The organism is Collimonas sp. OK242 (assembly GCF_900107095.1).
In the GTDB taxonomy this organism is placed as follows: Bacteria; Pseudomonadota; Gammaproteobacteria; order Burkholderiales; family Burkholderiaceae_D; genus Collimonas.
The window spans coordinates 159880-183955 of the sequence record NZ_FNOR01000008.1; the positions used below are offsets into that span (position 1 = coordinate 159880).

22 protein-coding genes are annotated in these 24076 nt (G+C 57.1%); 6 read left to right on the forward strand and 16 right to left on the reverse strand.

Annotated elements, in window-relative coordinates; translation table 11 throughout:
- Positions 1 to 11: 11 nt before the first annotated feature.
- The 5 genes from BLV81_RS10735 to yacG all read left to right on the forward strand — a co-directional run bounded on the left by BLV81_RS10735 (position 12) and on the right by yacG (position 3892).
- On the forward strand, positions 12 to 1244 hold the full coding sequence (locus BLV81_RS10735; protein ID WP_092355492.1) for a type II secretion system F family protein: 1233 nt from the start codon (positions 12 to 14) through the stop codon (positions 1242 to 1244).
- On the forward strand, positions 1244 to 2110 hold the full coding sequence (locus BLV81_RS10740; protein ID WP_092355494.1) for a prepilin peptidase: 867 nt from the start codon (positions 1244 to 1246) through the stop codon (positions 2108 to 2110). Before BLV81_RS10735 ends, BLV81_RS10740 begins: the two co-directional genes overlap by 1 nt.
- Before the next feature lie 6 nt (positions 2111 to 2116).
- A complete protein-coding gene (coaE, locus tag BLV81_RS10745) occupies positions 2117 to 2770 on the forward strand; it encodes a dephospho-CoA kinase (protein ID WP_092355496.1) in 654 nt (217 codons plus the stop codon).
- 156 nt (positions 2771 to 2926) lie between these two features.
- On the forward strand, positions 2927 to 3682 hold the full coding sequence (gene zapD, locus BLV81_RS10750; protein ID WP_092355499.1) for a cell division protein ZapD: 756 nt from the start codon (positions 2927 to 2929) through the stop codon (positions 3680 to 3682).
- A 21-nt stretch (positions 3683 to 3703) separates the two neighbouring features.
- Positions 3704 to 3892 carry a DNA gyrase inhibitor YacG gene (yacG, locus tag BLV81_RS10755; RefSeq protein WP_092355501.1) on the forward strand — a complete coding sequence of 63 codons (189 nt, stop codon included), beginning with the start codon at positions 3704 to 3706 and terminating at the stop codon, positions 3890 to 3892.
- Positions 3893 to 3917: 25 nt separating this feature from the next.
- Here the strand turns inward: yacG and mutT are convergent, their stop codons facing one another.
- From mutT to BLV81_RS10780, 5 genes are all read right to left on the reverse strand, one after another.
- The gene (gene mutT / locus BLV81_RS10760; RefSeq protein ID WP_255365121.1) at positions 3918 to 4340 is read right to left on the reverse strand and encodes an 8-oxo-dGTP diphosphatase MutT; all 423 of its coding nucleotides are present in this window, start codon (positions 4338 to 4340) and stop codon (positions 3918 to 3920) included.
- Entirely contained in the window at positions 4337 to 5212 is an 876-nt protein-coding gene (locus BLV81_RS10765; protein WP_092355504.1) for an ATP-binding protein, read from the reverse strand. The genes mutT and BLV81_RS10765 overlap by 4 nt, the downstream gene beginning before the upstream one ends.
- Positions 5213 to 5370: 158 nt before the next feature.
- A complete protein-coding gene (argJ, locus tag BLV81_RS10770) occupies positions 5371 to 6609 on the reverse strand; it encodes a bifunctional glutamate N-acetyltransferase/amino-acid acetyltransferase ArgJ (RefSeq protein ID WP_092355507.1) in 1239 nt (412 codons plus the stop codon).
- Positions 6610 to 6830: 221 nt separating this feature from the next.
- A complete protein-coding gene (secA, locus tag BLV81_RS10775; RefSeq protein ID WP_092355510.1) occupies positions 6831 to 9590 on the reverse strand; it encodes a preprotein translocase subunit SecA in 2760 nt (919 codons plus the stop codon).
- 211 nt (positions 9591 to 9801) lie between these two features.
- On the reverse strand, positions 9802 to 10755 hold the full coding sequence (locus BLV81_RS10780; RefSeq protein WP_092355513.1) for a M23 family metallopeptidase: 954 nt from the start codon (positions 10753 to 10755) through the stop codon (positions 9802 to 9804).
- Positions 10756 to 10908: 153 nt separating this feature from the next.
- On the opposite strand from BLV81_RS10780, the gene BLV81_RS10785 reads away from it, so the two are divergent.
- On the forward strand, positions 10909 to 11310 hold the full coding sequence (locus tag BLV81_RS10785) for a hypothetical protein (protein WP_369823854.1): 402 nt from the start codon (positions 10909 to 10911) through the stop codon (positions 11308 to 11310).
- Between the two features lie 64 nt (positions 11311 to 11374).
- Here BLV81_RS10785 and lpxC read toward each other — a convergent pair whose 3' ends face one another.
- The 11 genes from lpxC to mraY form a co-directional block, all read right to left on the reverse strand.
- Positions 11375 to 12310, reverse strand: coding sequence for a UDP-3-O-acyl-N-acetylglucosamine deacetylase (gene lpxC, locus BLV81_RS10790; RefSeq protein WP_092355518.1), 936 nt, complete (start codon positions 12308 to 12310; stop codon positions 11375 to 11377).
- A 151-nt stretch (positions 12311 to 12461) separates the two neighbouring features.
- Positions 12462 to 12968 (reverse strand): peroxiredoxin, encoded by a 507-nt coding sequence (locus BLV81_RS10795; RefSeq protein WP_092355521.1) that lies wholly within the window; start codon positions 12966 to 12968, stop codon positions 12462 to 12464.
- A gap of 254 nt (positions 12969 to 13222) precedes the next feature.
- Positions 13223 to 14398 (reverse strand): cell division protein FtsZ, encoded by a 1176-nt coding sequence (ftsZ, locus tag BLV81_RS10800; protein WP_092355524.1) that lies wholly within the window; start codon positions 14396 to 14398, stop codon positions 13223 to 13225.
- 129 nt (positions 14399 to 14527) lie between these two features.
- Entirely contained in the window at positions 14528 to 15760 is a 1233-nt protein-coding gene (ftsA, locus tag BLV81_RS10805; RefSeq protein ID WP_092355527.1) for a cell division protein FtsA, read from the reverse strand.
- Between the two features lie 10 nt (positions 15761 to 15770).
- Complete coding sequence (locus tag BLV81_RS10810) at positions 15771 to 16538, reverse strand: cell division protein FtsQ/DivIB (RefSeq protein WP_092355530.1); 768 nt, start codon at positions 16536 to 16538, stop codon at positions 15771 to 15773.
- A gap of 71 nt (positions 16539 to 16609) precedes the next feature.
- Positions 16610 to 17596, reverse strand: coding sequence for a D-alanine--D-alanine ligase (locus BLV81_RS10815; RefSeq protein ID WP_092355533.1), 987 nt, complete (start codon positions 17594 to 17596; stop codon positions 16610 to 16612).
- A 14-nt stretch (positions 17597 to 17610) separates the two neighbouring features.
- The gene (gene murC, locus BLV81_RS10820) at positions 17611 to 19017 is read right to left on the reverse strand and encodes a UDP-N-acetylmuramate--L-alanine ligase (RefSeq protein WP_092355536.1); all 1407 of its coding nucleotides are present in this window, start codon (positions 19015 to 19017) and stop codon (positions 17611 to 17613) included.
- A gap of 9 nt (positions 19018 to 19026) precedes the next feature.
- A complete protein-coding gene (murG, locus tag BLV81_RS10825) occupies positions 19027 to 20115 on the reverse strand; it encodes an undecaprenyldiphospho-muramoylpentapeptide beta-N-acetylglucosaminyltransferase (protein WP_092355539.1) in 1089 nt (362 codons plus the stop codon).
- On the reverse strand, positions 20112 to 21347 hold the full coding sequence (ftsW, locus tag BLV81_RS10830) for a putative lipid II flippase FtsW (RefSeq protein ID WP_092355541.1): 1236 nt from the start codon (positions 21345 to 21347) through the stop codon (positions 20112 to 20114). The genes murG and ftsW overlap by 4 nt, the downstream gene beginning before the upstream one ends.
- Positions 21344 to 22870 carry a UDP-N-acetylmuramoyl-L-alanine--D-glutamate ligase gene (murD, locus tag BLV81_RS10835; protein WP_092355544.1) on the reverse strand — a complete coding sequence of 509 codons (1527 nt, stop codon included), beginning with the start codon at positions 22868 to 22870 and terminating at the stop codon, positions 21344 to 21346. The genes ftsW and murD overlap by 4 nt, the downstream gene beginning before the upstream one ends.
- Before the next feature lie 35 nt (positions 22871 to 22905).
- Positions 22906 to 24075, reverse strand: coding sequence for a phospho-N-acetylmuramoyl-pentapeptide-transferase (mraY, locus tag BLV81_RS10840; protein ID WP_092355547.1), 1170 nt, complete (start codon positions 24073 to 24075; stop codon positions 22906 to 22908).
- Position 24076: the final 1 nt, after the last annotated feature.

A 24076-nucleotide genomic window follows, 5' to 3' on the forward strand; every position in this document is an offset into this window, starting at 1 on the left:
GGGAATAGTTCATGGCAACTGCAGCACGCAGCGTCGCAGGCTCACGACAGGTCAAGGAGTGGGTGTTTGTCTGGGAGGGCAAAGATAAAAAGGGCAAGGTAGTGCGTGGCGAATTGCGCGCAGGCAGCGAGACCGTGGTCAACGTCACCATGCGGCGCCAGGGGATCCTGGTCACCAAAGTCAAAAAGAAGACCTTCAGCAGCGGGAAGAAAATTTCCGACAAGGATATTTCCCTGTTTACGCGTCAGCTGGCCACCATGATGAAGGCCGGCGTGCCGCTGCTGCAGTCTTTCGATATCGTGGCCAAGGGCCATGCCAATCCGTCAGTATCGAAACTGGTCAATGACATCCGTGGCGATGTCGAAACCGGAACCAGCCTGAGCCAGGCTTTCCGCAAGTTCCCGCTGTATTTCGACCCGCTTTTCTGCAATCTGGTCGGCGCCGGCGAGCAGGCCGGTATCCTTGAAGACTTGCTGGAACGGCTGGCAATCTACAAAGAAAAAACCCTTGCCATCAAAAGCAAGATCAAATCCGCCATGTTCTATCCAGTCTCTATTCTGGCGGTGGCCTTTGTCGTTACGGCAGTCATCATGATCTGGGTAGTACCAGCATTCAAAAGCGTATTCTCCAGCTTCGGCGCCGACTTGCCGGCACCGACCCTGTTCGTGATGGCCATCTCGGATTTCATGGTGTCTAACTGGTACATCATCTTCCCTACCATATTTGCCGGCCTGTATCTGTTCTTCCAATCCTGGAGACGCTCGCTGAAAGTGCAGCGCTTCATGGACCAGCTGCTGCTAAAAGCGCCGATTTTCGGCCCGGTGATACGTAAGGCCACGATTGCGCGCTGGACCCGCACTTTGGCAACCATGTTTGCCGCCGGCGTGCCATTGGTCGAGTCGCTCGATTCGGTAGGCGGCGCGTCCGGCAACGCCGTCTATCTGGACGCAACCAAGAAAATCCAGAGCGAAGTCAGCACCGGCACCAGTTTGACGACCGCCATGGAAAACGCCAATGTGTTCCCGAACATGGTGACGCAGATGGTCTCAATCGGCGAAGAGTCCGGTTCGCTGGATAACATGCTGGGTAAAGTTGCCGATTTCTACGAAGCCGAAGTGGACGATGCAGTCGCGTCCTTGTCCAGCCTGATGGAACCTTTGATCATGGTCATCCTGGGCGTACTGATCGGTGGCCTGGTGATTGCCATGTATCTGCCAATTTTCAAACTGGGTTCGGTGGTCTGATGCAAGATGGTATTTTTTTCCTGGCGGCGGGAAGCCTGCTTCCCACCGCACTGGCAGCTGTTTTCGGATTGTTGATCGGCAGTTTCCTGAATGTAGTGATTCATAGATTGCCGATCATGATGCAGCGTGAATCGGACAATTATGTCGCCCACGAAAGCGGCAAACCGCTGCCGCATACCGAGCGCTACAACCTGGTGGTGCCGCGTTCGGCCTGTCCGCATTGCAAACGCCAGATCGGCGCGCTGGAGAATGTACCGGTGCTGAGTTACCTGGCTTTGCGCGGTAAATGCGCTGGCTGCAAAACCCCCATCTCCGTGCGTTATCCGCTGGTCGAAGCATTGAGCGGCGGCCTGTCAGCCCTGCTGATCTGGCACTTCGGCAGCGGTTGGCTTGGTCTGTCCACCCTGGTGTTTGTGTATCTGCTGATCGCGATGACATTTATCGATGCCGATACGCAGTTGCTGCCCGACGATCTGACTCTGCCTTTGTTATGGATCGGCCTGCTGCTTAACCTGTCCGGCCTGTTCGTGCCGCTGCAGGACGCAGTGATCGGCGCTGCGGCCGGCTATCTGAGCCTGTGGGCGATTTACTGGGCATTCAAGCTGCTGACCGGCAAAGAGGGCATGGGTTACGGCGATTTCAAGCTGTTGGCCGCGCTTGGCGCCTGGCTGGGCTGGAAAATGCTCCCCATCATTATCCTGCTTTCATCATTGGTAGGAGCGGCAGTCGGCATTGCACTCATCGTGTTTACCCGCCGCGGACGCGACAAACCGATCCCGTTCGGCCCCTATCTGGCTGGCGCCGGCTTGCTCGCGATGCTGTATGGCCGAACAATTCTGGAAACTTATTTCGGTTTTGCCACCTAACATCGTATGAACCAGCACGATGCGGCTAATGACGATAAGCCGCCGCCAACTACGCACAGATTTACCGTCGGCCTGACCGGCGGTATCGGCAGCGGCAAAACCACCGTTGCCAACATGTTCGCCGAACGCGGCGCAGCCGTCATCGACACCGATGCCATTGCCCATCAGCTGACCGCGGCGAACGGCATCGCCATCGCGCCGATTATTGCCGAATTCGGCAGCGCCTTCATCGACGCCAGCGGCGCCATGGACAGAGCCAAAATGCGTGCCCATGTATTTTCAGATGCTTCGGCAAAACAGCGCCTGGAATCGATTTTGCACCCCTTGATTCGTGCCGAAACCGCCAACGCGGCAGAACGTGCTGAAGGCGCGTATGTCATTTTCGTCGTGCCGCTATTGATAGAGTCCGGCAACTGGACCCAACGGATTAAGCGCACACTGGTCGTGGATTGCGACGAACAGGTTCAATTACGCCGCGTGATGCAGCGCAATGCGCTAAGCGAGTCACAAGTCCGGGCCATCATGGCGACACAAGCCACCAGACAGCAACGCCTGCAGGCCGCCGACGATGTGATTGTCAATAATAGCGAGCCGGCAGCGCTATTGCCGCAAGTGGCTCAATTACATGCGCTATATGAAGCAATGAGTAGATCGTTATAATGGTATAAAGCTTTATATCAAAGCCTCGTATTAAAACTCTATTTTTCAGGCGAAAAACCGCTCGCTCGATGTTAAAAATAGAAGGGCATTTGTAATTTCTGTTCGCATCGTTCAGAATCATGTCTTATCCGGCTCAAATTCTTAAGGGATGTCACTTTGATCGTCTACGAATATCCTTTCAACGAGCGCATTCGCACCCTGTTGCGGCTGGAAGACCTGCACGAAAGATTTGGTTTTTTCGTGCAACAGGAAAGTCCGTTACAGCACCATGTCGCGCTCTCCACCATTTTCGAAATGCTGGAGGTCGCCGGACGCGCCGATCTGAAATCGGATCTGTTGCAAGAACTGGAACGGCAAAGGCAAACCCTGCTCGGCTTTAAATCCAATCCGAACGTCGCCCCCGATATGCTGGACGCCATCTTGCAAGAGATAGACAGGGTCAGCACCGCACTCATGGCGACCCAGGGGAAAACCGGCCAGCATATACGCGAAAATGAATGGCTGATGAGCATTCGCGGCCGCACCATCATTCCCGGCGGCGCCTGTGAATTCGACCTGCCTTCGTATTACGCCTGGCAGCAACTCCCGGCGGAACAACGATTTACCGATATCATTGGCTGGTTCGGACCATTGGCGCCCTTGTTCGACGCCATCAGCATCGTATTGCGATTACTGCGAGAAACCGGAAGTTCAGTAAAGATAGATGCACAAAATGGCAGTTATCAGCAAATGCTGCAAGGGAAGTCATATCAAATGCTACGCTTGATCATCGATGAACAGCTGGGCGCCATTCCTGAAATATCGGCCAACAAGTACATGCTGTGGGTGCGCTTTACCAGACAGGGTGGCGATCTGAAGGCCAAAGCGTATGAGGGCGATGTACCGTTTGAGCTGACTCTTTGTAATTTTTAAATGTTTTTTGAATAGATTTGTATGACTACTACCGTTGATTGCCCGACTTGCGGCACAAAAGTTGAATGGATTGCAGCTAACCAGTTCCGGCCGTTTTGCTCGGAACGCTGCAAGCAGATCGATCTGGGTGCCTGGGCTGAAGAAAAATACGCAATCCCTGCAGTCAATCCGCCGGATGAGATTGACGATGATGGCAAGCTACCGCAGTAGTTGTCGGTAGATTAAACGTTAACCGTTAGCCGCCTTCCCGGCGCAATTCGTCCAGCCATTCAATCAAGGGAATCGCCGCCGGCAACAAGGGCTCCACGCCGACACTGCCTTGCCAGGAAAAAGCCTGCCCTTCCAGACTTTGCGGTTCACCACGCCATTCACGACTAATGTAGAAATGCAGCCGTACGCGCGCATGCGGATAGTGATGCTCAATCCCGCACCATGGCTCGGCAGAGGCGATTTCAATCCCCAGCTCTTCCATCAGCTCACGCTTGAGCGCATCGAAAATCGATTCGCCCGGCTCTACCTTCCCTCCCGGGAACTCCCAATATCCCGCCATCGGCTTACCTTCCGGCCGCTGGCCAAGCAGTACATCGCCGTTGGGCTTCATCAGAATGCCCACAGCCACATTCAGCGGCACCCGCTCAGGAGCAAGCAGCGCGCTCAAGATTGCGTCATCCGGCCAGCGTAATCACGGGCAAATTGCCATGCAACCCGGCCCGAGCGCGAGGCACGTTGCAAGGCCCAGCGCAAAGCGTCGCCGCGGGCTTCGGCGATCTGCTCCGCAGTGCAGCCGAAATGGCCGAGCCAATGGCCGACGATATCCAGGTAATCGTCTTGCTTGAATGGATAAAACGACACCCACAAGCCGAACCGTTCTGAAAGTGAAATTTTTTCCTCGACGGTTTCACCCGGATGCAGGTCGCCGTCCTCGGTGGTTTTGTAAGTGGCATTGTCGGACATCCGTTCCGGCAGCAAATGGCGACGGTTGGAAGTTGCATAAATCAACACATTGTCCGACTGTGCGGCTATGCTGCCGTCGAGCGCCACTTTGAGCGCCTTGTAACCGCTCTCGCCCTCTTCAAACGACAGATCGTCGCAGAAAATGATGAACCGCTCAGGACGCTCGGCCACCAGATCGACAATGTCCGGCAATGCCGCCAAATCGTCTTTATCCACCTCTATCAGGCGCAAACCCTGGGCTGCGTACTGGTTCAGGCAAGCTTTGATCAAGGACGACTTGCCGGTGCCGCGGGCGCCGGTCAACAACACGTTATTGGCGGGCCTGCCTGCGACGAACTGACGGGTATTCTGGTCGATCTGCTGCTTCTGTATTTCGATATTGTGCAGGTCCGACAGCGCAATATCCGAAATATGGCCAACTGCCTGCAAATAAGCTCCAGCCGATCCTCCGCGATGGCGCCAGCGAAAAGCTGTTGCGGCCTGCCAGTCGGGAGCCGCCTTGGCTTGCGGCAGGATGGATTCAAGGCGCGCCAGCAGGGTTTCGGCACGAAGTAGGAATTGATCTAATTGAGTCATGGCTGAGGGAGGTCAATAGCGTTGCTGGCAGATGGAATGATTACCCCCATTCTGACGCAAAGAAAAACGATGCTGGATGAATATTATTTGTCGCAACGGATCTGCCGCCCCGGCCGAAGCCGGCCAGGGCGGCAGCTGCTCTTCGAAAAGCTGTCGCCTCAAGAACGATAGTCGGCGTTAATCGACACATAGTCATGCGATAAATCGCAAGTCCAGATGGTCGCCGCCGCATCGCCGCGCGCCAGCTGCACCCGTACTGTAATTTCGCTTTGTTTCATTACGCGCTGGCCGTCAGCTTCCTGGTATTCGGGATTGCGGCCGCCATTTTTGGCAACCAGCACGTCATCCAGATACAGATCCAGTTTGCTGACATCCAGATCATCGACACCGGCATAGCCGATCGCCGCCAAAATCCGCCCGAGATTCGGATCGGAGGCGAAGAATGCCGTCTTGACCAGCGGCGAGTGGGCGATCGAATAGGCGATCTTGCGGCATTCGGCTACATCCTGCCCCTGCTCCACGGTGACCGTGATGAACTTGGTGGCGCCCTCGCCATCCCGAATGATCATTTGCGCCAGATGCTGCGAAATATCGGTGACAGCGGCTGCCAGCTCCACATATTCCGGGCTGTCGACGCTATTGACTTCCAGTTCGCCGGCGCCGGTGGCGATCAGCATGAACGAGTCATTGGTTGAAGTATCGCCGTCGATAGTGATGCAATTGAACGAGCGGTCGGCGGCCTGCCGCACCATCTGCTCCAGGACCGGCTGCGCCACCTTGGCATCGATAGCGAGGAAACCGAGCATGGTCGCCATATTCGGCTTGATCATGCCGGCACCCTTGCTGATGCCCGACAGCGTCACCGCTTTGCCGGCTATCGTCAGGCGGCGCGAAGCAGCTTTCGGCTGGGTATCGGTGGTCATGATGGACTCGGCGGCATTAAACCAGTTGTCCCCCTTCAGATTGCGTATGGCCTGCGGCAAACCGGCGGTAACACGCTCCACCGGCAACGGCTCCAGAATCACCCCGGTCGAGAACGGCAATATCTGCGCCGCGTGACAACCCAGCAATTCTGCAAGCGCATCGCAAGTGGCATTGGCTGCGGCCAGGCCGGCCTCACCGGTGCCGGCGTTGGCGTTGCCGGTATTGATCAGCAGCGCACGGATCGGCTCGCCGGAAATCTCGGCAGCCGCCAGATGCGCCTTACTGACTTGCACCGGTGCGGCGCAAAACCGGTTTTGCGTAAACACGCCGGCCACCGTCGCCGTCGCCGCCAGTTTCATCACCAGCAAGTCCTTGCGATTCGCTTTACGTACACCGGCCTCGGCGTGACCAAGTTCGATGCCGGCTACAGGCAGCAAGTCGGCGGCGACAGGAATAGGGGAATTGACGGCCATGAGTATCCTTAACTAGGTGTAAATGTTAGCGGCGTTGGTTTGCCGAGATTATGCGGTATTGGTCCGCTCGATTCAGGAGACGGAGATATTGGTCCAGACGCTTATTTTAAGGGTATGGCAGAGCCATGTGTAAATCTGCTGCAACAAAAGCAAAGGGCGGGTTTCCCCGCCCTGCTTTGCTTATTGCCTATTGCTTATTACCCGTCGCCAATCATTTCCGATTACATCAGCTGGCCATGGCATTGCTTGTATTTCTTGCCACTGCCGCAAGGACAAGGATCGTTACGGCCGACTTTCGGTACTGCATTGCCCTGCTGGTGCGACTCGTCGCTGTGCGCCGTTGGCGCCAGCAATGCTTCCGGCGCCGCATTTGGATCGAAATCGGCGTGTTGATAGTGCACATTTTCGACGTGGGATTGCGCCATTTCTTCTTCTGCAGCAGCAATTTCTTCACGGTTTTCGATGCGTACTGTCATCACCACCTTGACCACTTCATTCTTGATCAGATCCAGCATCTGGCCGAACAACTCAAACGCTTCACGTTTGTATTCCTGCTTCGGATTCTTTTGCGCGTAACCGCGCAGATGAATCCCCTGGCGCAGATGATCCAGCGCTGCCAGATGTTCGCGCCAATGGCTGTCGACGCTTTGCAGCATGACGCTGCGCTCGAAACCGGCAAACGATTCCTTGCCGACAATTTCGGTCTTGGCGTCATAGGAAGCGGTCGCCGCCGTCAGCACACGCTCCAGCAGCTCTTCGTCGCTCAGATTCGGCTCAGACTTCAGCATCGCGCCAAGTGGCACTTCCAGATGCAGGTCGGTGGCCAAGGCCGCTTCCAATGCCGGAATATTCCACTGCTCTTCCAGCGACTCTTCCGGCACGTAGCTACGGAAAGTATCGTCCAGCACGCCTTCGCGCAACGATGCAACAGTCTCGGAAACGCCTTGCGCTTCCAGCAGCTCATTACGCTGCTGATAGATCACTTTACGCTGATCGTTGGCGACATCGTCATATTCCAGCAACTGCTTACGGATATCGAAGTTACGCGCCTCCACTTTGCGCTGCGCCGATTCGATCGAGCGCGATACGATACCAGCCTCGATCGGCTCGCCTTCCGGCATTTTCAGACGATCCATGATGGCGCGCACGCGGTCGCCGGCAAAGATACGCAGCAGGGCGTCATCCAGCGACAGATAGAAACGCGAAGAACCCGGATCGCCCTGGCGCGCGGCACGGCCACGCAGCTGGTTATCCACCCGGCGCGATTCGTGACGCTCGGTACCGATGATATGCAAGCCGCCCGCATTGACCACATGGTCATGCAGCGATTGCCATTCGTCGCGCAACTTGTCGGAGCGCAGTTGTTTTTCGGTTGCGCTGAGCGCCTCGTCTGCTTCGATGAACTGGATTTGCTTCTCGACATTTCCGCCCAACACGATGTCGGTGCCACGACCCGCCATGTTGGTAGCGATGGTGATCGCCTTCGGCCGGCCTGCCTGTGCAATGATTTCCGCTTCGCGCGCATGTTGCTTGGCGTTCAGCACATTGTGCGGCAGCTGGGCTTTCGCCAGTATTCCCGCCAGCAATTCCGAATTTTCGATCGAGGTCGTACCCACCAGCACCGGCTGTCCGCGCTCGTAGCAATCCTGAATATCGTTCAGCATCGCATTGTATTTTTCCTGTGCAGTCTTGTAGACCTGATCCTGCCGGTCCTTGCGCTGATTCGGCCGGTTTTGCGGGATCACCACGGTTTCCAGACCGTAGATTTCCTGGAATTCGTAGGCTTCGGTATCGGCGGTACCGGTCATGCCGGCCAGCTTGCCGTACATGCGGAAGTAATTCTGGAACGTAATCGAGGCCAGGGTCTGATTCTCGTTCTGGATCTTGACGCCTTCTTTGGCTTCGACCGCCTGGTGCAAGCCATCCGACCAGCGGCGGCCAGTCATCATGCGGCCGGTGAATTCATCGACAATGACGATTTCGCCATTTTGCACCACGTAGTGCTGATCCTTGAAGTACAGGGAGTGGGCACGCAGTGCGGCGTACAGGTGGTGAATCAGGCTGATGTTGGCAGCATCGTACAGCGATGCGCCTTCTGCCAGCAAGCCCATATTGGTGAGAATCTGCTCAGCCTTTTCGTGGCCGGCTTCCGTCAGCAAGACCTGATGCGCTTTTTCATCCTTGGTGTAATCGCCAGGCACTTCAACCTTGCCCTTGCCGTCCGGCGTTTCTTCGCCGATTTGCTGGATCAGCATTGGCGGCACTTCATTGATCTTGTAATACAGATCGGTATGATTTTCAGCCTGGCCGGAAATGATCAGCGGGGTACGCGCTTCATCGATCAGGATCGAGTCGACTTCATCGACGATGGCGAAATTCAGGGTACGCTGCACGCGGTCCGTGGCGTCATACACCATGTTGTCGCGCAGATAATCGAAACCGAATTCGTTGTTGGTGCCGTAAGTAATATCAGCCGAGTAAGCAAGCTGCTTGGCATCGTGCTCAACCGAAGACAGGTTGACGCCGGTAGTCAGGCCGAGCCAGCTATACAGGCGCCCCATCCACTCCGCATCGCGCTGCGCCAGGTAATCATTGACGGTTACCACGTGCACGCCCTTGCCGGTCAGCGCGTTCAGGTACGCTGGCAAGGTCGCCATCAATGTCTTGCCTTCGCCGGTGCCCATTTCGGCAATTTTTCCGTAATGCAATACCATGCCGCCGATCAACTGAACGTCGAAATGGCGCATTTTCAAGACCCGCTTACCGGCTTCGCGGCAAACCGCAAATGCTTCCGGCAACAAAGCGTCGAGCTTTTCGCCGCCGGCAATGCGTTGCTTCAGCTCCGGCGTCTTAGCCTGCAGCTCAGCATCGGACAGCTTTTCGAATGCCGGTTCAAGTGCATTTATTTGTCGGACGACTTTTTTATATTGTTTGAGCAGGCGCTGGTTGCGGCTACCGAAAATCTGGGTCAGTAATGACATGCTTGGATTCTAAAAAAAAGCGCCGGCGGCATTCCGTGGCATCTTGTGAATGAACACGAAACCGGGCTGTGGCTAAATGAATAATCGGAGAATTTTATCATGCAGTCCCCGTCACATTGGGGTTATGCGCCAGGAAACAATAGCAAGTTGCGCAAATTGTGCCGCATTGGCCATGCCCCCGAGCAATACTGCTTGCATTACAACAACATCCTTACTTTTCTGCCAATATTGCCGCCTTGGCCAGATCTGTGCCGGCATTCAGGAATTTGCGCGGATCCTGCGCCACGCCTTTGATTCTTACCTCGAAATGCAAATGCGGCCCGGTGGAGCGGCCTGTGGTGCCAAGATCGGCAATATGCTGGCCGCGTTGCACGATGTCGCCCACTTTGACGAACAGCCTCGACGCATGCGCATAGCGGGTGATGATGTCGTTGCCGTGGTCGATATCGAGCATGTTGCCGTATTGCGGGTGATATTCGGCAGCAATCACCACCCCCGCAGCTGCGGCGACGATGGCGGTGCCGACCGCTGCCGGAAAATCCAGCCCTTCATGAAATGCGCTGCGGCCGGTGAACGGATCGAGCCGCCAGCCAAAGCTTGATGAATTGTAGTTAACGTTAACCGGTTGGTTGGTTGGCAACAGCTTGGATTTGATACGGTCGCTCATCAGCACGGTTTCAACCACGTTCAGATAATCGGCGCGATAACCGACATCGCGCGACATGGCGTCCAGTGCTTGCTGGAACTCGCTCATGCTCATGTCGTGAGAGCGCCGGTCATACAGGCTGCTGGATTCGGCGCCGCCGCGTCCGGGCGCCTCCTTGAAATTGAACTCTTCCGGCTTGACGCCTGCCAAGCCCTGGACCCGCTCGCCCAGCGCGTCCAGGCGCATCAGCTGCGCCTGCATTTCACCGAGCTTGACGGCCATCGCCGCCAGATTTTCTTTCAGGTATTTGTCTTTATCCTGCAGTCCGGCCGCAGAGCTGCCGGCTGCCTTGCCGGCAAACGGCAGGCCGACCGCGTAGCGGGCTGTGAGGAAATACAGCAATCCGGTCGCCAGCAATACCGCCAATAAAAAGGCGGCGATCATCAATGCGATGTGCCTGGCGCCTAAAGTGATGGATTTTGCGCGATTAAATCGCGGGTGCAACAGAATTACCTGCATCGCAGCTCCGGTGACACCCTTAGCGGGTCACAGGTGTGATAAGGTTTCACCATCATGCGTAGACTCTCACCTTCTTCTTACCGGCCAGCGACAACGGGTTCCAGGCCTCAGACTCAAAAAGCCGCTACCGATTTTTTACGGGGAAATGACAAGATGGCGGCATTGCTGCCCGCTGTCACACGCATGGCGGCATTGCAAAAGCAATGTGCCGCCGAATTGCCTGCCATGTTCAGTACCTGCGAAGTATTGCAATGCGAAGCCGGGCAACTGGTACTGTCAGCGCCCAACGCAGCCCTTGCAAGCAAATTGAAGCAGCAACTGCCACGCCTGCAAAACCAATTGCTGGCAGGAAATTGGCAGATTAATGCAATCCGAATCAAAGTGCAAGTAAGCCAAAACCTAATGAAAGCACCCGCCGTCAAGCAAGCCCTGCTTTCATCCAAAGCGCTTTCAGCATTCTCTACATTAATGGATGAACTGGAACCATCAACAGCAAACGAAGCACTGAAAAATGCTATTGCAGCGATGGTCAGACGCTATAGCGACAAAAAATAAATCCTCAAACCGCTATAGGCAAAGAAAAACGCCATCTTGTAAAAATGGCATTTTACACAAACGCTTAGTTCAGAGCCCACTCCTGCCCGACCTGGCGCTGGTAGGCGCCCGGCGCCTCGGTCAACTCATCGAAACTGACCACTTCATACGCATCCGGCTGAGCCAATAAAGCGCGCAACAACTGGTTATTCAATCCGTGGCCGGACTTGTGGGCGGTGTAACTGGCCAGCAGCGGATGGCCGATCAGGTACAGATCACCGATGGCGTCCAGGATCTTGTGGCGGACGAACTCATTTTCATAGCGCAAGCCGTCGCTGTTGAGGATGCGGTACTCATCCATCACGATCGCATTCTCCAGCGAACCGCCGCGCGCCAGCCCCAGGCCGCGCATGGTTTCCACATCTTGCATAAAGCCGAAAGTACGCGCACGCGCAATTTCTTTCACATACGACTGGATGCTGAAATCGACCTCGGCCGTCTGGCCGGTGCCATCCACTGCCGGGTGATTGAATTCGATAAAAAATTTGAGCTTGAAACCATTGCAAGGATCCAGCCGCGCCCATTTTTCACGCTCACCCTGGCCTTCGCGCACTTCAACGGATTTTTTGATGCGGACAAATTTCTTGGCGGCGTTCTGCTCTTCCAGCCCGGCTTGCTGCAGCAAGAACACGAACGATGATGCCGAACCGTCCATGATGGGAATTTCTTCAGCAGTCACGTCGACATACAGATTGTCGATGCCAAGCCCGGAGCAGGCTGACATCAAATGCTCGATGGTCGATACCCGCACCCCGTCCTTGACCAGCACCGAGGCCATGCGCGTGTCGCCGACTTCGGTAGCTTTTGCTGGGAAGTCGACGGCCGGGTCGAGATCGACACGACGGAAAATGATCCCGGTGTCCACGGCAGCCGGACGCAGGGTCAGTTCGACCTTGGTGCCGGAGTGGACGCCAATGCCTGTCGTCTTGACAATTTTCTTGATGGTGCGCTGTTTCAACATGATGACATTATAAATCTGACTGATAATTATTCTGTAACGATGTGTAGCCGCTGTGGGGTAAAAAACACGGCTTCATGCATTTATTTTTTTTGCCCGTACAAGCGAAAAGCGGCGCTCGCGGCGCCGCCTTGTCTACGGCCGATAATGCAGCTTATGCCAGTTGCGCCAGCAGGGTTTCTGCATTGGACACTTCAAACTTGCCGCCTTGCTCAACGTTCAGCTGCTTGACCACGCCATCGTCGATCAGTGCCGAGAAACGCTGCGAGCGCACGCCCATGCCGAACTTGCCGAAATCGGCGTCCAGGCCCAGCGCCTTGACGAAGTCGGCATTGCCGTCAGCCAGCAAACGCACGGTGCCGGCAGCGTTCTGATCACGGCCCCAGGCGCCCATGACAAATGCGTCATTGACCGAAATCGCCCAGATTTCATCTACGCCCTTGGCCTTGAATTCCGCTGCGTGCTGGATATAGCCTGGCAGGTGCTTGGCGGAACAAGTCGGCGTGAAAGCGCCAGGCACCGCGAACAAGGCGATTTTCTTGCCTTTCACCAGATCGCTGACATTGAACGTATTTGGTCCAAGTGCGCAGCCTTCGGTTTCGGTTTCGATGAATTCTGCTAATTTGCCTTCTGGCAGGCGATCGCCGATCTTGATAGTCATGATTTAGTCCTTGTCTTGGTAACGGAGCCTCTAAAACCGCAGCATCATGGTGTCATGGTGAATTGAACCGCTTTGCCGCATCTCAGAGACATCGAATGTATGTGGATGCCACAAAAGAAAACGCCGCGCCTTTCGACGCGGCGTGGAACCCGCAGTATGCCTTGTTCCGCAAATTCATGCAGAACGCTGGCGCTGATAGCGGGTATACGGTCCCGCCATCAGCACCGGCCAGGACAACCCGACCTTAATCGACCTTAGTCGGCCTGCTTGCGCAAGAAAGCCGGGATGTCGTAGGTTTCCATGCCGTTCTTTTCCAAAGCCCGCACCGTGTCGGAAGCCGATTCGCGACGCCATACTGCCGGCGCCTTCATGCCTTCGAACGAAGAGCTGCCATGTCCCACCGATGCCTGGCCATGCATCATCGGCTCGTTGTGGGTACCGGTACGCATCATCGGCGCCTGCACCAATTGCACCGACTTGCGCGCACGGCCCAGGCCGGTTGCCACCACGGTGACGCGGATATCGTCGCCCATGGTTTCGTCGTAGGCAATCCCTTGGGCAATCGAAGCATCCGGTGCCGCAAAAGCACGCACGGTTGCCATCACTTCCTTGATTTCCTTACCCTTCAGGCTGCGGCTGGCAGTAACGTTGACCAACACCCCGCGGGCGCCGGACAAATCGATGCCATCCAGCAGCGGCGAGGCAACTGCCTGCTCCGCTGCCAGACGCGCGCGATCTACGCCGTGCGCAGTAGCAGTACCCATCATCGCCTTGCCTTGTTCGCCCATGATGGTCTTGACGTCATTGAAGTCGACGTTGATATGACCAGGCACATTGATGATTTCGGCGATCCCGGCTACCGCATTGTTGAGTACGTCGTCGGCGTGCTGCAGCCACTCCATCATGCTGTCGTCTTCATAAATCTCTTCGAGTTTTTCGTTGAGAATGATGATCAGCGAATCGACATGCTGGGACAATGCTTCCAGACCTTCATCGGCGATGTCCATGCACTTCTGGCCTTCGTAGGAGAATGGCTTCGACACCACCGCCACCGTCAGCGCGCCTTGTTCCTTGGCGATCTGCGCCACCACCGGCGCAGCACCGGTGCCGGTGCCGCCGCCCATGCCCGCGGCGATGAACACCATGTGCGCACCGCGCAGCGCATCTTCGATGCGGCTACGCGATTCCTCGGCCAGCTGGCGGCCAACCGACGGCTTCATACCGGCACCCAGGCCGGTCTCGCCGATCTGGATCACGTTATGCGCCTTCGACTGCTTAAGCGCCTGTGCATCAGTGTTAGCGGCAATAAACTCCACGCCGGACACACCCTTGTTGATCATATGTTGGACCGCATTACCGCCAGCGCCTCCGACGCCGACGACTTTAATCACGGTGCCCAAAGTTGCATTGTCAAGCATATCGATTTCCATGATATTTCCTCATAAAGATGCAGCATTCAGTCAATAGGCATCACGCTGTGTGAGGCCTAGCAACTGACAACTGCGTGTTGCACAAACAACGTTAAAAACAAATTTCGTATTAAAAAAAATATAAACGTATTAAAAATTACCCAGGAACCATTCCTTCATGCGTTGCCAGATCGCCTTCGCCGAACCTTCCTGGCGTGTCACGATGTAACCGCGCAGATATTGCTTTTTCGCTTCCAGCAGCAAGCCCAGCACGGTCGAATAACGCGGGCTGCGCACCACGTCGGCCAGCTGCCCTCGATATTCAGGCGTCCCCAGACGCGCCGGCTTGAGGAAAATATCCTCTGCCAGCTCGATCATGCCGGGCATCATTGCCGAGCCGCCGGTCAGCACCACCCCGCTCGACAACACCTCTTCATAACCCGACTCGCGCACCACCTGATGCACCAGCGCGAACAACTCTTCGACACGCGGCTCGATCACTGCCGCCAATGCCTGGCGCGACAAGGTGCGTGGATTGCGATCGCCAAGGCCAGGCACTTCCAGCGTTTCGCCCGGGTCGGCCAGGATCTGTTTGGCCACGCCATAACGCAGCTTGATTTCTTCTGCTTCATTGGTCGGCGTACGCAGCGCCATCGCGATGTCGTTGGTAATCTGGTCGCCGGCAATCGGGATCACCGCGGTATGCCGGATCGCGCCTTCGGTGAATACTGCAACGTCGGTAGTGCCGCCGCCGATATCAACCAGCACCACGCCCAGTTCCTTCTCGTCAGAGGTCAGTACCGCATCTGCCGATGCCAGCGGCTGCAAGGTCAGGTCCGACACTTCCAGTCCACAACGCCGGATGCACTTGACGATGTTCTGTACCGCCGACACCGCGCCGGTAACGATATGCACTTTTACTTCCAGTCGGATGCCGCTCATGCCGATAGGTTCACGCACATCTTCCTGGCTATCGACAATAAATTCCTGCGGCACGGTATGCAGCAATTGCTGGTCGGTAGGAATATTGACGGCCTTGGCCGTTTCTATAACGCGCGAGACATCGGCTGCGCTGACTTCCTTATCCTTGATGGCTACCATGCCGCTGGAATTGAAGCTACGGATATGGCTGCCTGCGATCCCGGTGTAGACATTGCGGATCTTGCAGTCGGCCATCAGCTCCGCCTCTTCCAGCGCGCGCTGGATAGACTCGACGGTGGCTTCGATATTCACCACCACGCCTTTTTTCAGCCCCTTGGATTCAGCCTGGCCCAGGCCGATGACTTCATGGCGCCCGTCGGACAATACCTCGGCAACCACGGCCACCACTTTGGAGGTGCCGATGTCGAGACCGACGATCAAATTTTTTGCGTCTTTTGTCATAGTGTTTCGCTTATTTTTTCTTGCTTCCCAATCCGCCCGACATGCCGCTCGCCTTCAGCGCCAAGCCATTCGGATACCGCATATCTACACTTTCGATCCGGTTCTGCAAACGCGTCAGCAGTTGCGGATAGATCTGCACCAGTCGTGCCACGCGGTCTTTCAGCGTGCTCCTGTTCTGCTCTCGTCCCAACTCTACCGTCATGCCGTTGTCCAGTTTCACGGTCCACGCATAACGCGTCGACAAATCCACTTCTACCGGGTTCAGCTTCAGCGGCGCAAACCATGAGCGGAAATCCGCCAGGCGCGCCGTTACGTCTCTCTCGCTGCCTTTCGGGCCTGACATGCGCAACAGCTCGCCGTCTTCTTCCGCCTCATCCAGGTTGGCGGTAAACAAATCGCCATATACCGACAGCAAACGGCCGTCATCGTCCCAGGTCGCCAGCGGCTGATGCTCTTCAATCGTCACGACGAGCGTGTTCGGCCATTCACGCTGCACCGCCGCCTTGCGCACCCATGGCACCGATTCAAATGCAGTGCGCACCTTATCCAGGTTGGCGGTAAAAAAATTGCCTTTGATGCGCGGCAGTGCGCTGGCGCGGACAATCAATGGATTGACGCGCCGCAGTTCACTCTGCGCGGCAGCCTCGATCCGGATCGTCTTCAGCGTAAACATCGGACGCTGCGCCAGCCACCAGACACCAGACGCCAGCAATGCGAGCGCAGCCAGTCCCAGCAAAGTGCCGGAGATCGCGTTCAACATTTTGATGTCTTGCCACATGGTTATCGACTTTATCGCTTGGATCGTTAATTATTTCTTGAAATATTCATGCCTTCTTCGCCAAACCGGGATCAATCCGGCTTCCAGTCTTTCGACGGCTTCAAATCGAGCGAGGCCGACTTCAATATTTCGACGCACAGATCTTCGTAACTGACGCCGTCCGCCTTGGCCGCTATCGGCACCAGCGAATGGCCGGTCATGCCTGGCGAAGTATTTATCTCCAGCAGGAACGGTTCGTTATCCGACGAGCGCAACATGAAATCGACCCGTGCCCAGCCTTCGCATCCAAGGGCGGTGAAGGCCTGCACCGCCAGCGACTGTATGCGCTGTGTCAGTGCATCATCCAGCGGCGCCGGGCACAGATACTTGGTGTCGTCGGTAAAATATTTATGCTGATAATCGTAGTTGCCTTCCGGTGCGCGAATCTCGACGATAGGCAAGGCGCGGGCGTTGCGGCCAGCGCCCAACACCGGCACCGTCAACTCGCGCCCGCTGATGAACTCTTCCGCCAGCACCACCTCGTCGTATTTGGCGCACAAGGCGAAACCCTCGTTCATGTCGGAATAACCGGCGACCTTGCTGATGCCGATGGTCGATCCTTCATGCGGCGCTTTCAGCATCAGCGGCAAACCCAGCACGTCCGGCACCTGGCGCAATTCTTCGCGGGTGGCGCTATGGGCATCCAGGACGATGAAATGCGGCGTCGGCAATGCCATGCTGTGCCAGATACGCTTGGTCATGACCTTGTCCATCGCAATCGCGGACGCCATCACGCCCGGGCCGGTGTACGGAATGCCTAGCTGTTCCAGCGCGCCTTGCAGCGTGCCGTCTTCGCCATAGCGGCCGTGCAAGGCGATAAACACGCGATCGAATTTTTCCGCCGCCAGTTCCGCCAGGCTACGCTCGCCCGGATCGAACGGATGGGCGTCGACGCCACGGCTTTTCAATGCCTGCAGCACGCCCGTTCCAGACATGATGGAGACTTCGCGCTCGGCCGAACGGCCGCCGAACAGCACGCCGACTTTTCCGAATTGATGACCTGTCATTTTTTTGCTCATGCCTTTACTCTTGCTTATTGCTCTACCAATTGCGCCAACTTGCCAGGTACCCCGCTAATCGAGCCGGCCCCCATCGTCATCACCACGTCGCCGTCACGCGCGATGTTCAGAATCGCCGCCGGCATATCGTTGATGTCTTCCACAAATACCAGTTCGGCCATGCCCGCAACCCGCAAGGCATGCGCCAGAGCGCGGCCGTCTGCCGCCACGATCGGCGCTTCGCCGGCGGCGTACACCTCCGCCAGCACCAGCACGTCAACCGTAGACAGCACTTTGACAAAATCTTCAAACAGGTCGCGGGTACGGGTGTAACGATGCGGCTGGAATACCAGCACCAGGCGACGCCCCGGATAGGCGCCGCGCGCTGCCGAGATCGTCGCTGCGGTTTCCACCGGATGATGGCCGTAATCGTCGACCAGCGCGAATTCACCGTTCGGCTTGCCGGCGGCATCCTGCAGCTTGATTTCGCCGTAGCGGGTGAAACGCCGGCCAACGCCGTTAAATTCTGTCAACGCCTGCTGAATCGCGGTATCCGCAACGCCAAGCTCGCGCGCAATCGCAATCGCTGCGCAAGCGTTCTGGACATTGTGCATGCCAGGCTGGTTCAAGCTGATCGGCATCGCCGCGTAACCTTTTTGAATCACCGTGAATTGCATGTGGCCGGCCACTGCCTTGGCATCGATCGCGCGCACATCGGCGTCTTCATGAAAACCGTAGGTAGTAATCAGCTTGGAAATCTGCGGCATGATTTCGCGCACATTGGCGTCATCCATGCACAGCACCGCCACACCATAAAACGGCAGGCGCTGGGTGAATTCGACAAAGGCCTGCTTCAATTTGCCGAAATCGTGATCATAGGTATCCATATGATCGGCATCGATATTGGTGATGACTTCGATCACCGGCGACAGATTGAGGAAGGACGCATCCGATTCGTCGGCTTCGGCCACGATAAAATCGCCGGACCCCAGTTTGGCGTTGGCGCCGGCGCTGGTGAGGCGGCCACCGATCACAAAAGTCGGGTCTAGGCCGCCTTGCGCCAGCACACTCGCCACCAGGCTGGTGGTGGTGGTCTTGCCGTGGGTGCCGGCAATCGCGATGCCGCGCTTGAGGCGCATCAGCTCTGCCAGCATGACTGCGCGCGGCACGATGGGAATATGCTTTTCACGCGCGGCAAGCACTTCCGGGTTATCCGCCTGCACCGCAGTCGAAGTGACGATCGCATGCGCCTGGTCGATATTCGCCGCCGCATGCCCCTTGCTGATTTTGGCGCCCAGGCTGACCAGCCGCCGGGTTGCCGCATTGCTGCCGAGATCGGAACCGGAGATCGTATAGCCGAGATTCAGCAGCACCTCTGCGATGCCGCTCATGCCGCTTCCGCCAATTCCTACGAAATGGATATTCTTAACTTTATGTTTCATGGTATTTACTCACTGCGCACCTGCCAATTCTTCGAGAACCTGCGCGATCGCCTGATTGGCGTCGCGCCGGCCGTTTTCATATGCTGCCTGCGCCATCGTCTGGCAGTCCTGACGCGAGATGCGCGTCAACAACGCGGCCAGGCGCTCTTTGCTTAAGTCGGTTTGCGGCAAGTGAATCGCCGCTTTCTGTGCCGCCATCCAGCGTGCATTGTCACGCTGGTGCGAAGTAGTCGATGCCACCAGCGGCACCAGTACGCTGGCGACGCCGGCTGCGGTCAGTTCCGAAACCGTGATCGCCCCGGCCCGGCAAATCACCAGATCGGCATCGGCGTAACGGCGCGGCATATCGTCTATAAACGCCACGACCTCTGCTGTTACGCCAGCCGCAGCATAAGCGTTGCGCAGGGCATCGATATGCTGCTTGCCGGATTGATGCGTGATGCTTGGCCGCAAATCGGCCGGTATCAAAGCCAAGGCCGCCGGCAAACAATCGTTGAGCGCCTTGGCGCCCAGGCTGCCGCCCACCACCAGCAGGCGCAGCGGGCCGATGCGGCCGCTATAACGTTCTGCCGGCAACGGCAACGCCAGGATTTCCTTGCGTACCGGATTGCCGGTGACTAGAGCTTTGCTTGCAGCGCTTCCGAAATCTGCCGGAAAGCCGAACAGCACGCGTTGCGCCAGCGGCGCCAGGGTCTGGTTCGACAACAGCAAGGCCGCATCGGCATTCACCAGCACTAACGGCACGCCGCGCAGACGCGCCATTGCACCGCCCGGCACTGTCACGTAACCGCCCATGCCCAGCACCACATCGGCCTGGCGCCGGCCCAAGATGCGGAAGCAGGCTGGAAAACTCAGCAGCATGCGCCAGGCTCCGCGCACCGTATGCGCCAGGCCTTTGCCGCGCAAGCCGGAGAACGTAATCTTGTCCATCTCGATGCCATGCTGCGGCACCAGATCGCATTCCATGCCATGGGTGGTGCCCAGCCAGCTCACTTGCCAGCCGCGCGCGCGCATGGTGTCGGCAATCGCCAGACCTGGGAATATGTGGCCGCCGGTGCCTGCCGCCATGATCAATAAGCGTTTTGTATTGGAGCTCATGCCCGGCCTCCGCGCATCAGAACCCGATTCTCGTAATCGATGCGCAGCAAGATCGCCAGACCGATGCAATTGATCAGCACCCCCGAACCACCGTAGCTCATCAGCGGCAGAGTCAAGCCCTTGGTCGGCAACAAGCCCAGATTGACGCCCATGTTGATGAAGGTCTGCACCCCAATCCAGATGCCGATGCCCTTGGCAGTCAGGCCGGCAAAAGTCTGATCCATGGCGATCGCCTGGCGGCCGATTTCAAAAGCACGCTTGATGATCCAGTAAAACAGCATGACCACCACCAGCACGCCGACAAACCCCAGCTCTTCGCCAATCACCGCCAGCAGGAAGTCGGTATGGGCCTCCGGCAGATAGTGCAGTTTTTCGACGCTGGCGCCCAGACCGACGCCAAACAGCTCGCCGCGCCCGAATGCGATCAGCGAATGCGACAACTGGTAAGCCTTGCCCAGGGCATTTTCTTCCGCCCACGGATTCAGATAAGCAAAGATCCGCTCACGCCGCCATGGCGACAGCCAGATCACCAAAGTAAACATGCCGGCCAGCATGGCGCCTATGCCGCCGAACCAGATGCCGTTGATCCCGCCCAAAAACAAAATCCCCATGGCGATGCAAACGATCACACCGAGCGCGCCCAGATCCGGCTCCAGCATCAGCAGCAAGCCGACCAGCCCGACCGCGGCAGTCATCGGCAAGAACCCTTTGGTCAGCTTGTGCATCACTTCCTGTTTGCGCACCGTGTAGTTGGCTGCGTACAAGACAATGAACAGCTTCATCAGTTCCGACGGTTGCAAATTGAATACCCGGAACGACAGCCAGCGCTTGGCGCCGTTGACGCCGCGCCCCAATCCCGGCACCAGCACCATCGCCAGCAAGATCAGGGTAATCACGAACAGATACGGCGCCCACCGCTGCCAGGTAGCAATCGGAACGCGGAATGTCACCAATCCCGCAACCAGCGAGACGCAGATAAAGATCGCTTGCCGTACCAGGAAATGGGCATTCGTATAATTCGAATACTTGGGCGAATCCGGCAATGCGATCGAGGCCGAGTACACCATCACCAATCCGAACAGCATCAGCATTATGACCACCCATACCAAGGGCTGGTCGTATTCCATCATTTTCGAACGCTGGACGCCAGGTTTCTGGCTGTCGAGCGTGCGCGGCCGCGACGGCGCAGTGGCCGCAGGCTTGGCTGAAAATGATGGAAAGGCGAATTTCATAGACCGACCTCACCGCGCGACAGGGCCAGTTCACGTACTGCATCGACGAATACTTGCGCCCGATGGGCGTAATTGCGGAACATGTCGAGACTGGCGCAGGCCGGCGACAGCAACACGGCATCGCCGGGATGCGCCAGCTCGGCGGCGCGCGTTACGGCTTCTTCCAGCGTGGTGCAGGCAATGATGTCGATACCTGCCGCATGGCTTTCCACTGCAGCGCGAATTGCGGCTGCATCGCGGCCGATCAGCAGCAGTGCGCGGCCATAGGCGGCCAGCGGAGCGGCCAGCGGAGCGAAATCCTGTCCTTTGCCGTCGCCGCCGGCGATCAGCAGCAAGCGGCTGGCATTACCGTCGCCATCGGAACCGCGTCCCAGTCCGTTCAAGGCCGCTACCGTAGCGCCGACATTGGTACCCTTGCTGTCGTCGTAATATTCAACGCCGCCAATCGTCGTCACCAGCTCGACCCGATGCGGCTCGCCGTGATACTCGCGCAAACCGTGCAGCAGCGGCGCAAATGGCAAGTCAATCGCACGGCACAATGCCAGTGCCGCCAGTGCGTTGGCGGCATTGTGACGGCCACGAATCCGCAAGGCGTCAGCCGGCATCAAACGTTTGACTGAAACCGGCAGCAAGGCAAGCTGCTCTTTCTTGCTGCGCCGCTTCTCCACTCTTTCTTCTTCGTCACCCGGCACCGCTACCGACAACCACTGCATGCCGTTGTCGCTGACCAGACCAAAACAATCGCCCTCAACCGGTTCGTCGAAACCGAAGCTAATGCTGTTGCCGGTTTTAAACTGCATCGTCAGTGGATCGTCGCGATTCAGCACCCGCACGGTATTGGCACTGAAAATGCGCGCCTTGTCGGCCACATAGGACTCCATGTCGCCATGCCAGTCCAGGTGATCCTGAGTGATATTCAGGATGGTCGCCGCATCGGCAAGCAGGTTGCAGCTTGCATGCAATTGGAAACTGGACAGCTCCAGCACCCAGACCTGCGGCAAGGCATCTTTCTCCAGTACGCTACGCAACACATCCAGTGCCGCCGGACTGATGTTGCCCGCCACTTGCACCGTCAAGCCGGCGCGTTCGCACAGCAAACCGGTCAGGCTGGTGACGGTGGTTTTGCCGTTGGTGCCGGTGATGGCAATCACTTTCGGCGTATAGGCGCGACTCTCGCGCAATGCCGCCAAGGCTTGCGCAAACACTTCGATTTCACCCCATACCGGAATGTCGCGATCGGTCGCCGCGGACTGAATATCTTTCAGCTCCCGGTTCGGCGCCAGGCCCGGGCTGGTCACGACAAAGTCGATGCCGTCCAGCAGGCTGGCAGCGAAACCGCCGCCATCGCCGGAGGCGATGAATTCCACTGCCGGGATTGCCTGTTGCAACAGCGGCAGGCGTTCCGGCGCACTGCGCGTATCGGCTACGCGCACGGTCGCACCGCAATGTGCCAGCCACAATGCGGATGCCAGGCCCGATTCTCCCAGCCCTAATACCAGAACATGCTTACCCGTATAGTTCATTACCGCCTACCTTCTACCTTATCGCTACCGTAGCGCTACCTGAGCTTCAGCGTTGAAAGCCCAAACAACACCAGCATCATCGAGATAATCCAGAAACGCACCACGACCTGCGTTTCTTTCCAGCCTTTTTGTTCATAGTGATGGTGCAAAGGCGCCATCAGCAATACGCGGCGACCAACGCCGAAACGCTTCTTCGTATACTTGAAATAGATTACCTGCAGCATGACCGATAAAGTTTCGACCACGAAAATACCACCCATGATGAACAGCACGATTTCCTGGCGCACGATGACCGCCACGGTGCCCAAGGCGCCGCCCAAAGCCAGCGCGCCGACATCGCCCATGAATACCTGCGCCGGATAGGCGTTGTACCAAAGGAAAGCGAGTCCGGCGCCGGCCATCGCGCCGCAGAAAATCAACAGTTCGCCGGCCCCGGGAATATGCGGTATCAGCAGGTATTTGGCGAAAGTCACGTTACCGGTGAGATAGGCGAACAATCCAAGCGCCGCTCCCACCATCACGGTCGGCATGATCGCCAGGCCGTCCAGGCCATCGGTCAGGTTGACTGCGTTGCTGGTGCCGACGATGACGAAATAGGTCAAGGCCATGAACCCCCAGACGCCCAGCGGATAACTGACGGTCTTGAAAAACGGTACGATCAGATCGGCCTTCGGCGGCAAATCCAGGCTGAAACCGGATTCGACCCAGGCCACGAACAAGTCCCAAACCTGGGTATTGTTCGGCGCCGATACCGAGAACGCCAGGTAAATCGCCGCCACTACGCCGATCACGGATTGCCAGAAATACTTCTCGCGCGAACGCATGCCGTTCGGATCCTTGTAGACTACCTTGCGGTAATCGTCGACCCAGCCGATGGTGCCGAAACCCAGAGTGACCACCAGTACGATCCAGACAAAGCGGTTACCCAGGTCGCTCCACAGCAAAGTCGAAATGCCGATTGCAATCAGGATCAGCACGCCGCCCATGGTCGGCGTGCCGGATTTAATCAAATGCGTTTGCGGACCGTCGGTACGCACCGCTTGCCCGACTTTCAGGCGCGCCAGCATGCGGATCACGCCAGGTCCCGCGATCAAGCCGATCATCAACGCCGTCAAGGTCGCGAACACGGCGCGAAAGGTGATGAAGTTGAAAACGCGCAGGAAACTGAAATCCTGCTGAAAATTTTGTGCCAGCCATAGCAGCATG

Coding starts and splice junctions, on each gene's coding strand:
- BLV81_RS10735 (WP_092355492.1), top strand. CDS start 12: ATGGCAACTGCAGCACGCAGCGTCGCAGGCTCACGACAGGTCAAGGAG.
- BLV81_RS10740 (WP_092355494.1), top strand. CDS start 1,244: ATGCAAGATGGTATTTTTTTCCTGGCGGCGGGAAGCCTGCTTCCCACC.
- coaE (WP_092355496.1), top strand. CDS start 2,117: ATGAACCAGCACGATGCGGCTAATGACGATAAGCCGCCGCCAACTACG.
- yacG (WP_092355501.1), top strand. CDS start 3,704: ATGACTACTACCGTTGATTGCCCGACTTGCGGCACAAAAGTTGAATGG.
- BLV81_RS10765 (WP_092355504.1), bottom strand. CDS start 5,212: ATGACTCAATTAGATCAATTCCTACTTCGTGCCGAAACCCTGCTGGCG.
- argJ (WP_092355507.1), bottom strand. CDS start 6,609: ATGGCCGTCAATTCCCCTATTCCTGTCGCCGCCGACTTGCTGCCTGTA.
- secA (WP_092355510.1), bottom strand. CDS start 9,590: ATGTCATTACTGACCCAGATTTTCGGTAGCCGCAACCAGCGCCTGCTC.
- BLV81_RS10780 (WP_092355513.1), bottom strand. CDS start 10,755: ATGCAGGTAATTCTGTTGCACCCGCGATTTAATCGCGCAAAATCCATC.
- BLV81_RS10785 (WP_369823854.1), top strand. CDS start 10,909: ATGGCGGCATTGCTGCCCGCTGTCACACGCATGGCGGCATTGCAAAAG.
- lpxC (WP_092355518.1), bottom strand. CDS start 12,310: ATGTTGAAACAGCGCACCATCAAGAAAATTGTCAAGACGACAGGCATT.
- BLV81_RS10795 (WP_092355521.1), bottom strand. CDS start 12,968: ATGACTATCAAGATCGGCGATCGCCTGCCAGAAGGCAAATTAGCAGAA.
- ftsZ (WP_092355524.1), bottom strand. CDS start 14,398: ATGGAAATCGATATGCTTGACAATGCAACTTTGGGCACCGTGATTAAA.
- ftsA (WP_092355527.1), bottom strand. CDS start 15,760: ATGACAAAAGACGCAAAAAATTTGATCGTCGGTCTCGACATCGGCACC.
- BLV81_RS10810 (WP_092355530.1), bottom strand. CDS start 16,538: ATGTGGCAAGACATCAAAATGTTGAACGCGATCTCCGGCACTTTGCTG.
- BLV81_RS10815 (WP_092355533.1), bottom strand. CDS start 17,596: ATGAGCAAAAAAATGACAGGTCATCAATTCGGAAAAGTCGGCGTGCTG.
- murC (WP_092355536.1), bottom strand. CDS start 19,017: ATGAAACATAAAGTTAAGAATATCCATTTCGTAGGAATTGGCGGAAGC.
- murG (WP_092355539.1), bottom strand. CDS start 20,115: ATGAGCTCCAATACAAAACGCTTATTGATCATGGCGGCAGGCACCGGC.
- ftsW (WP_092355541.1), bottom strand. CDS start 21,347: ATGAAATTCGCCTTTCCATCATTTTCAGCCAAGCCTGCGGCCACTGCG.
- murD (WP_092355544.1), bottom strand. CDS start 22,870: ATGAACTATACGGGTAAGCATGTTCTGGTATTAGGGCTGGGAGAATCG.
- mraY (WP_092355547.1), bottom strand. CDS start 24,075: ATGCTGCTATGGCTGGCACAAAATTTTCAGCAGGATTTCAGTTTCCTG.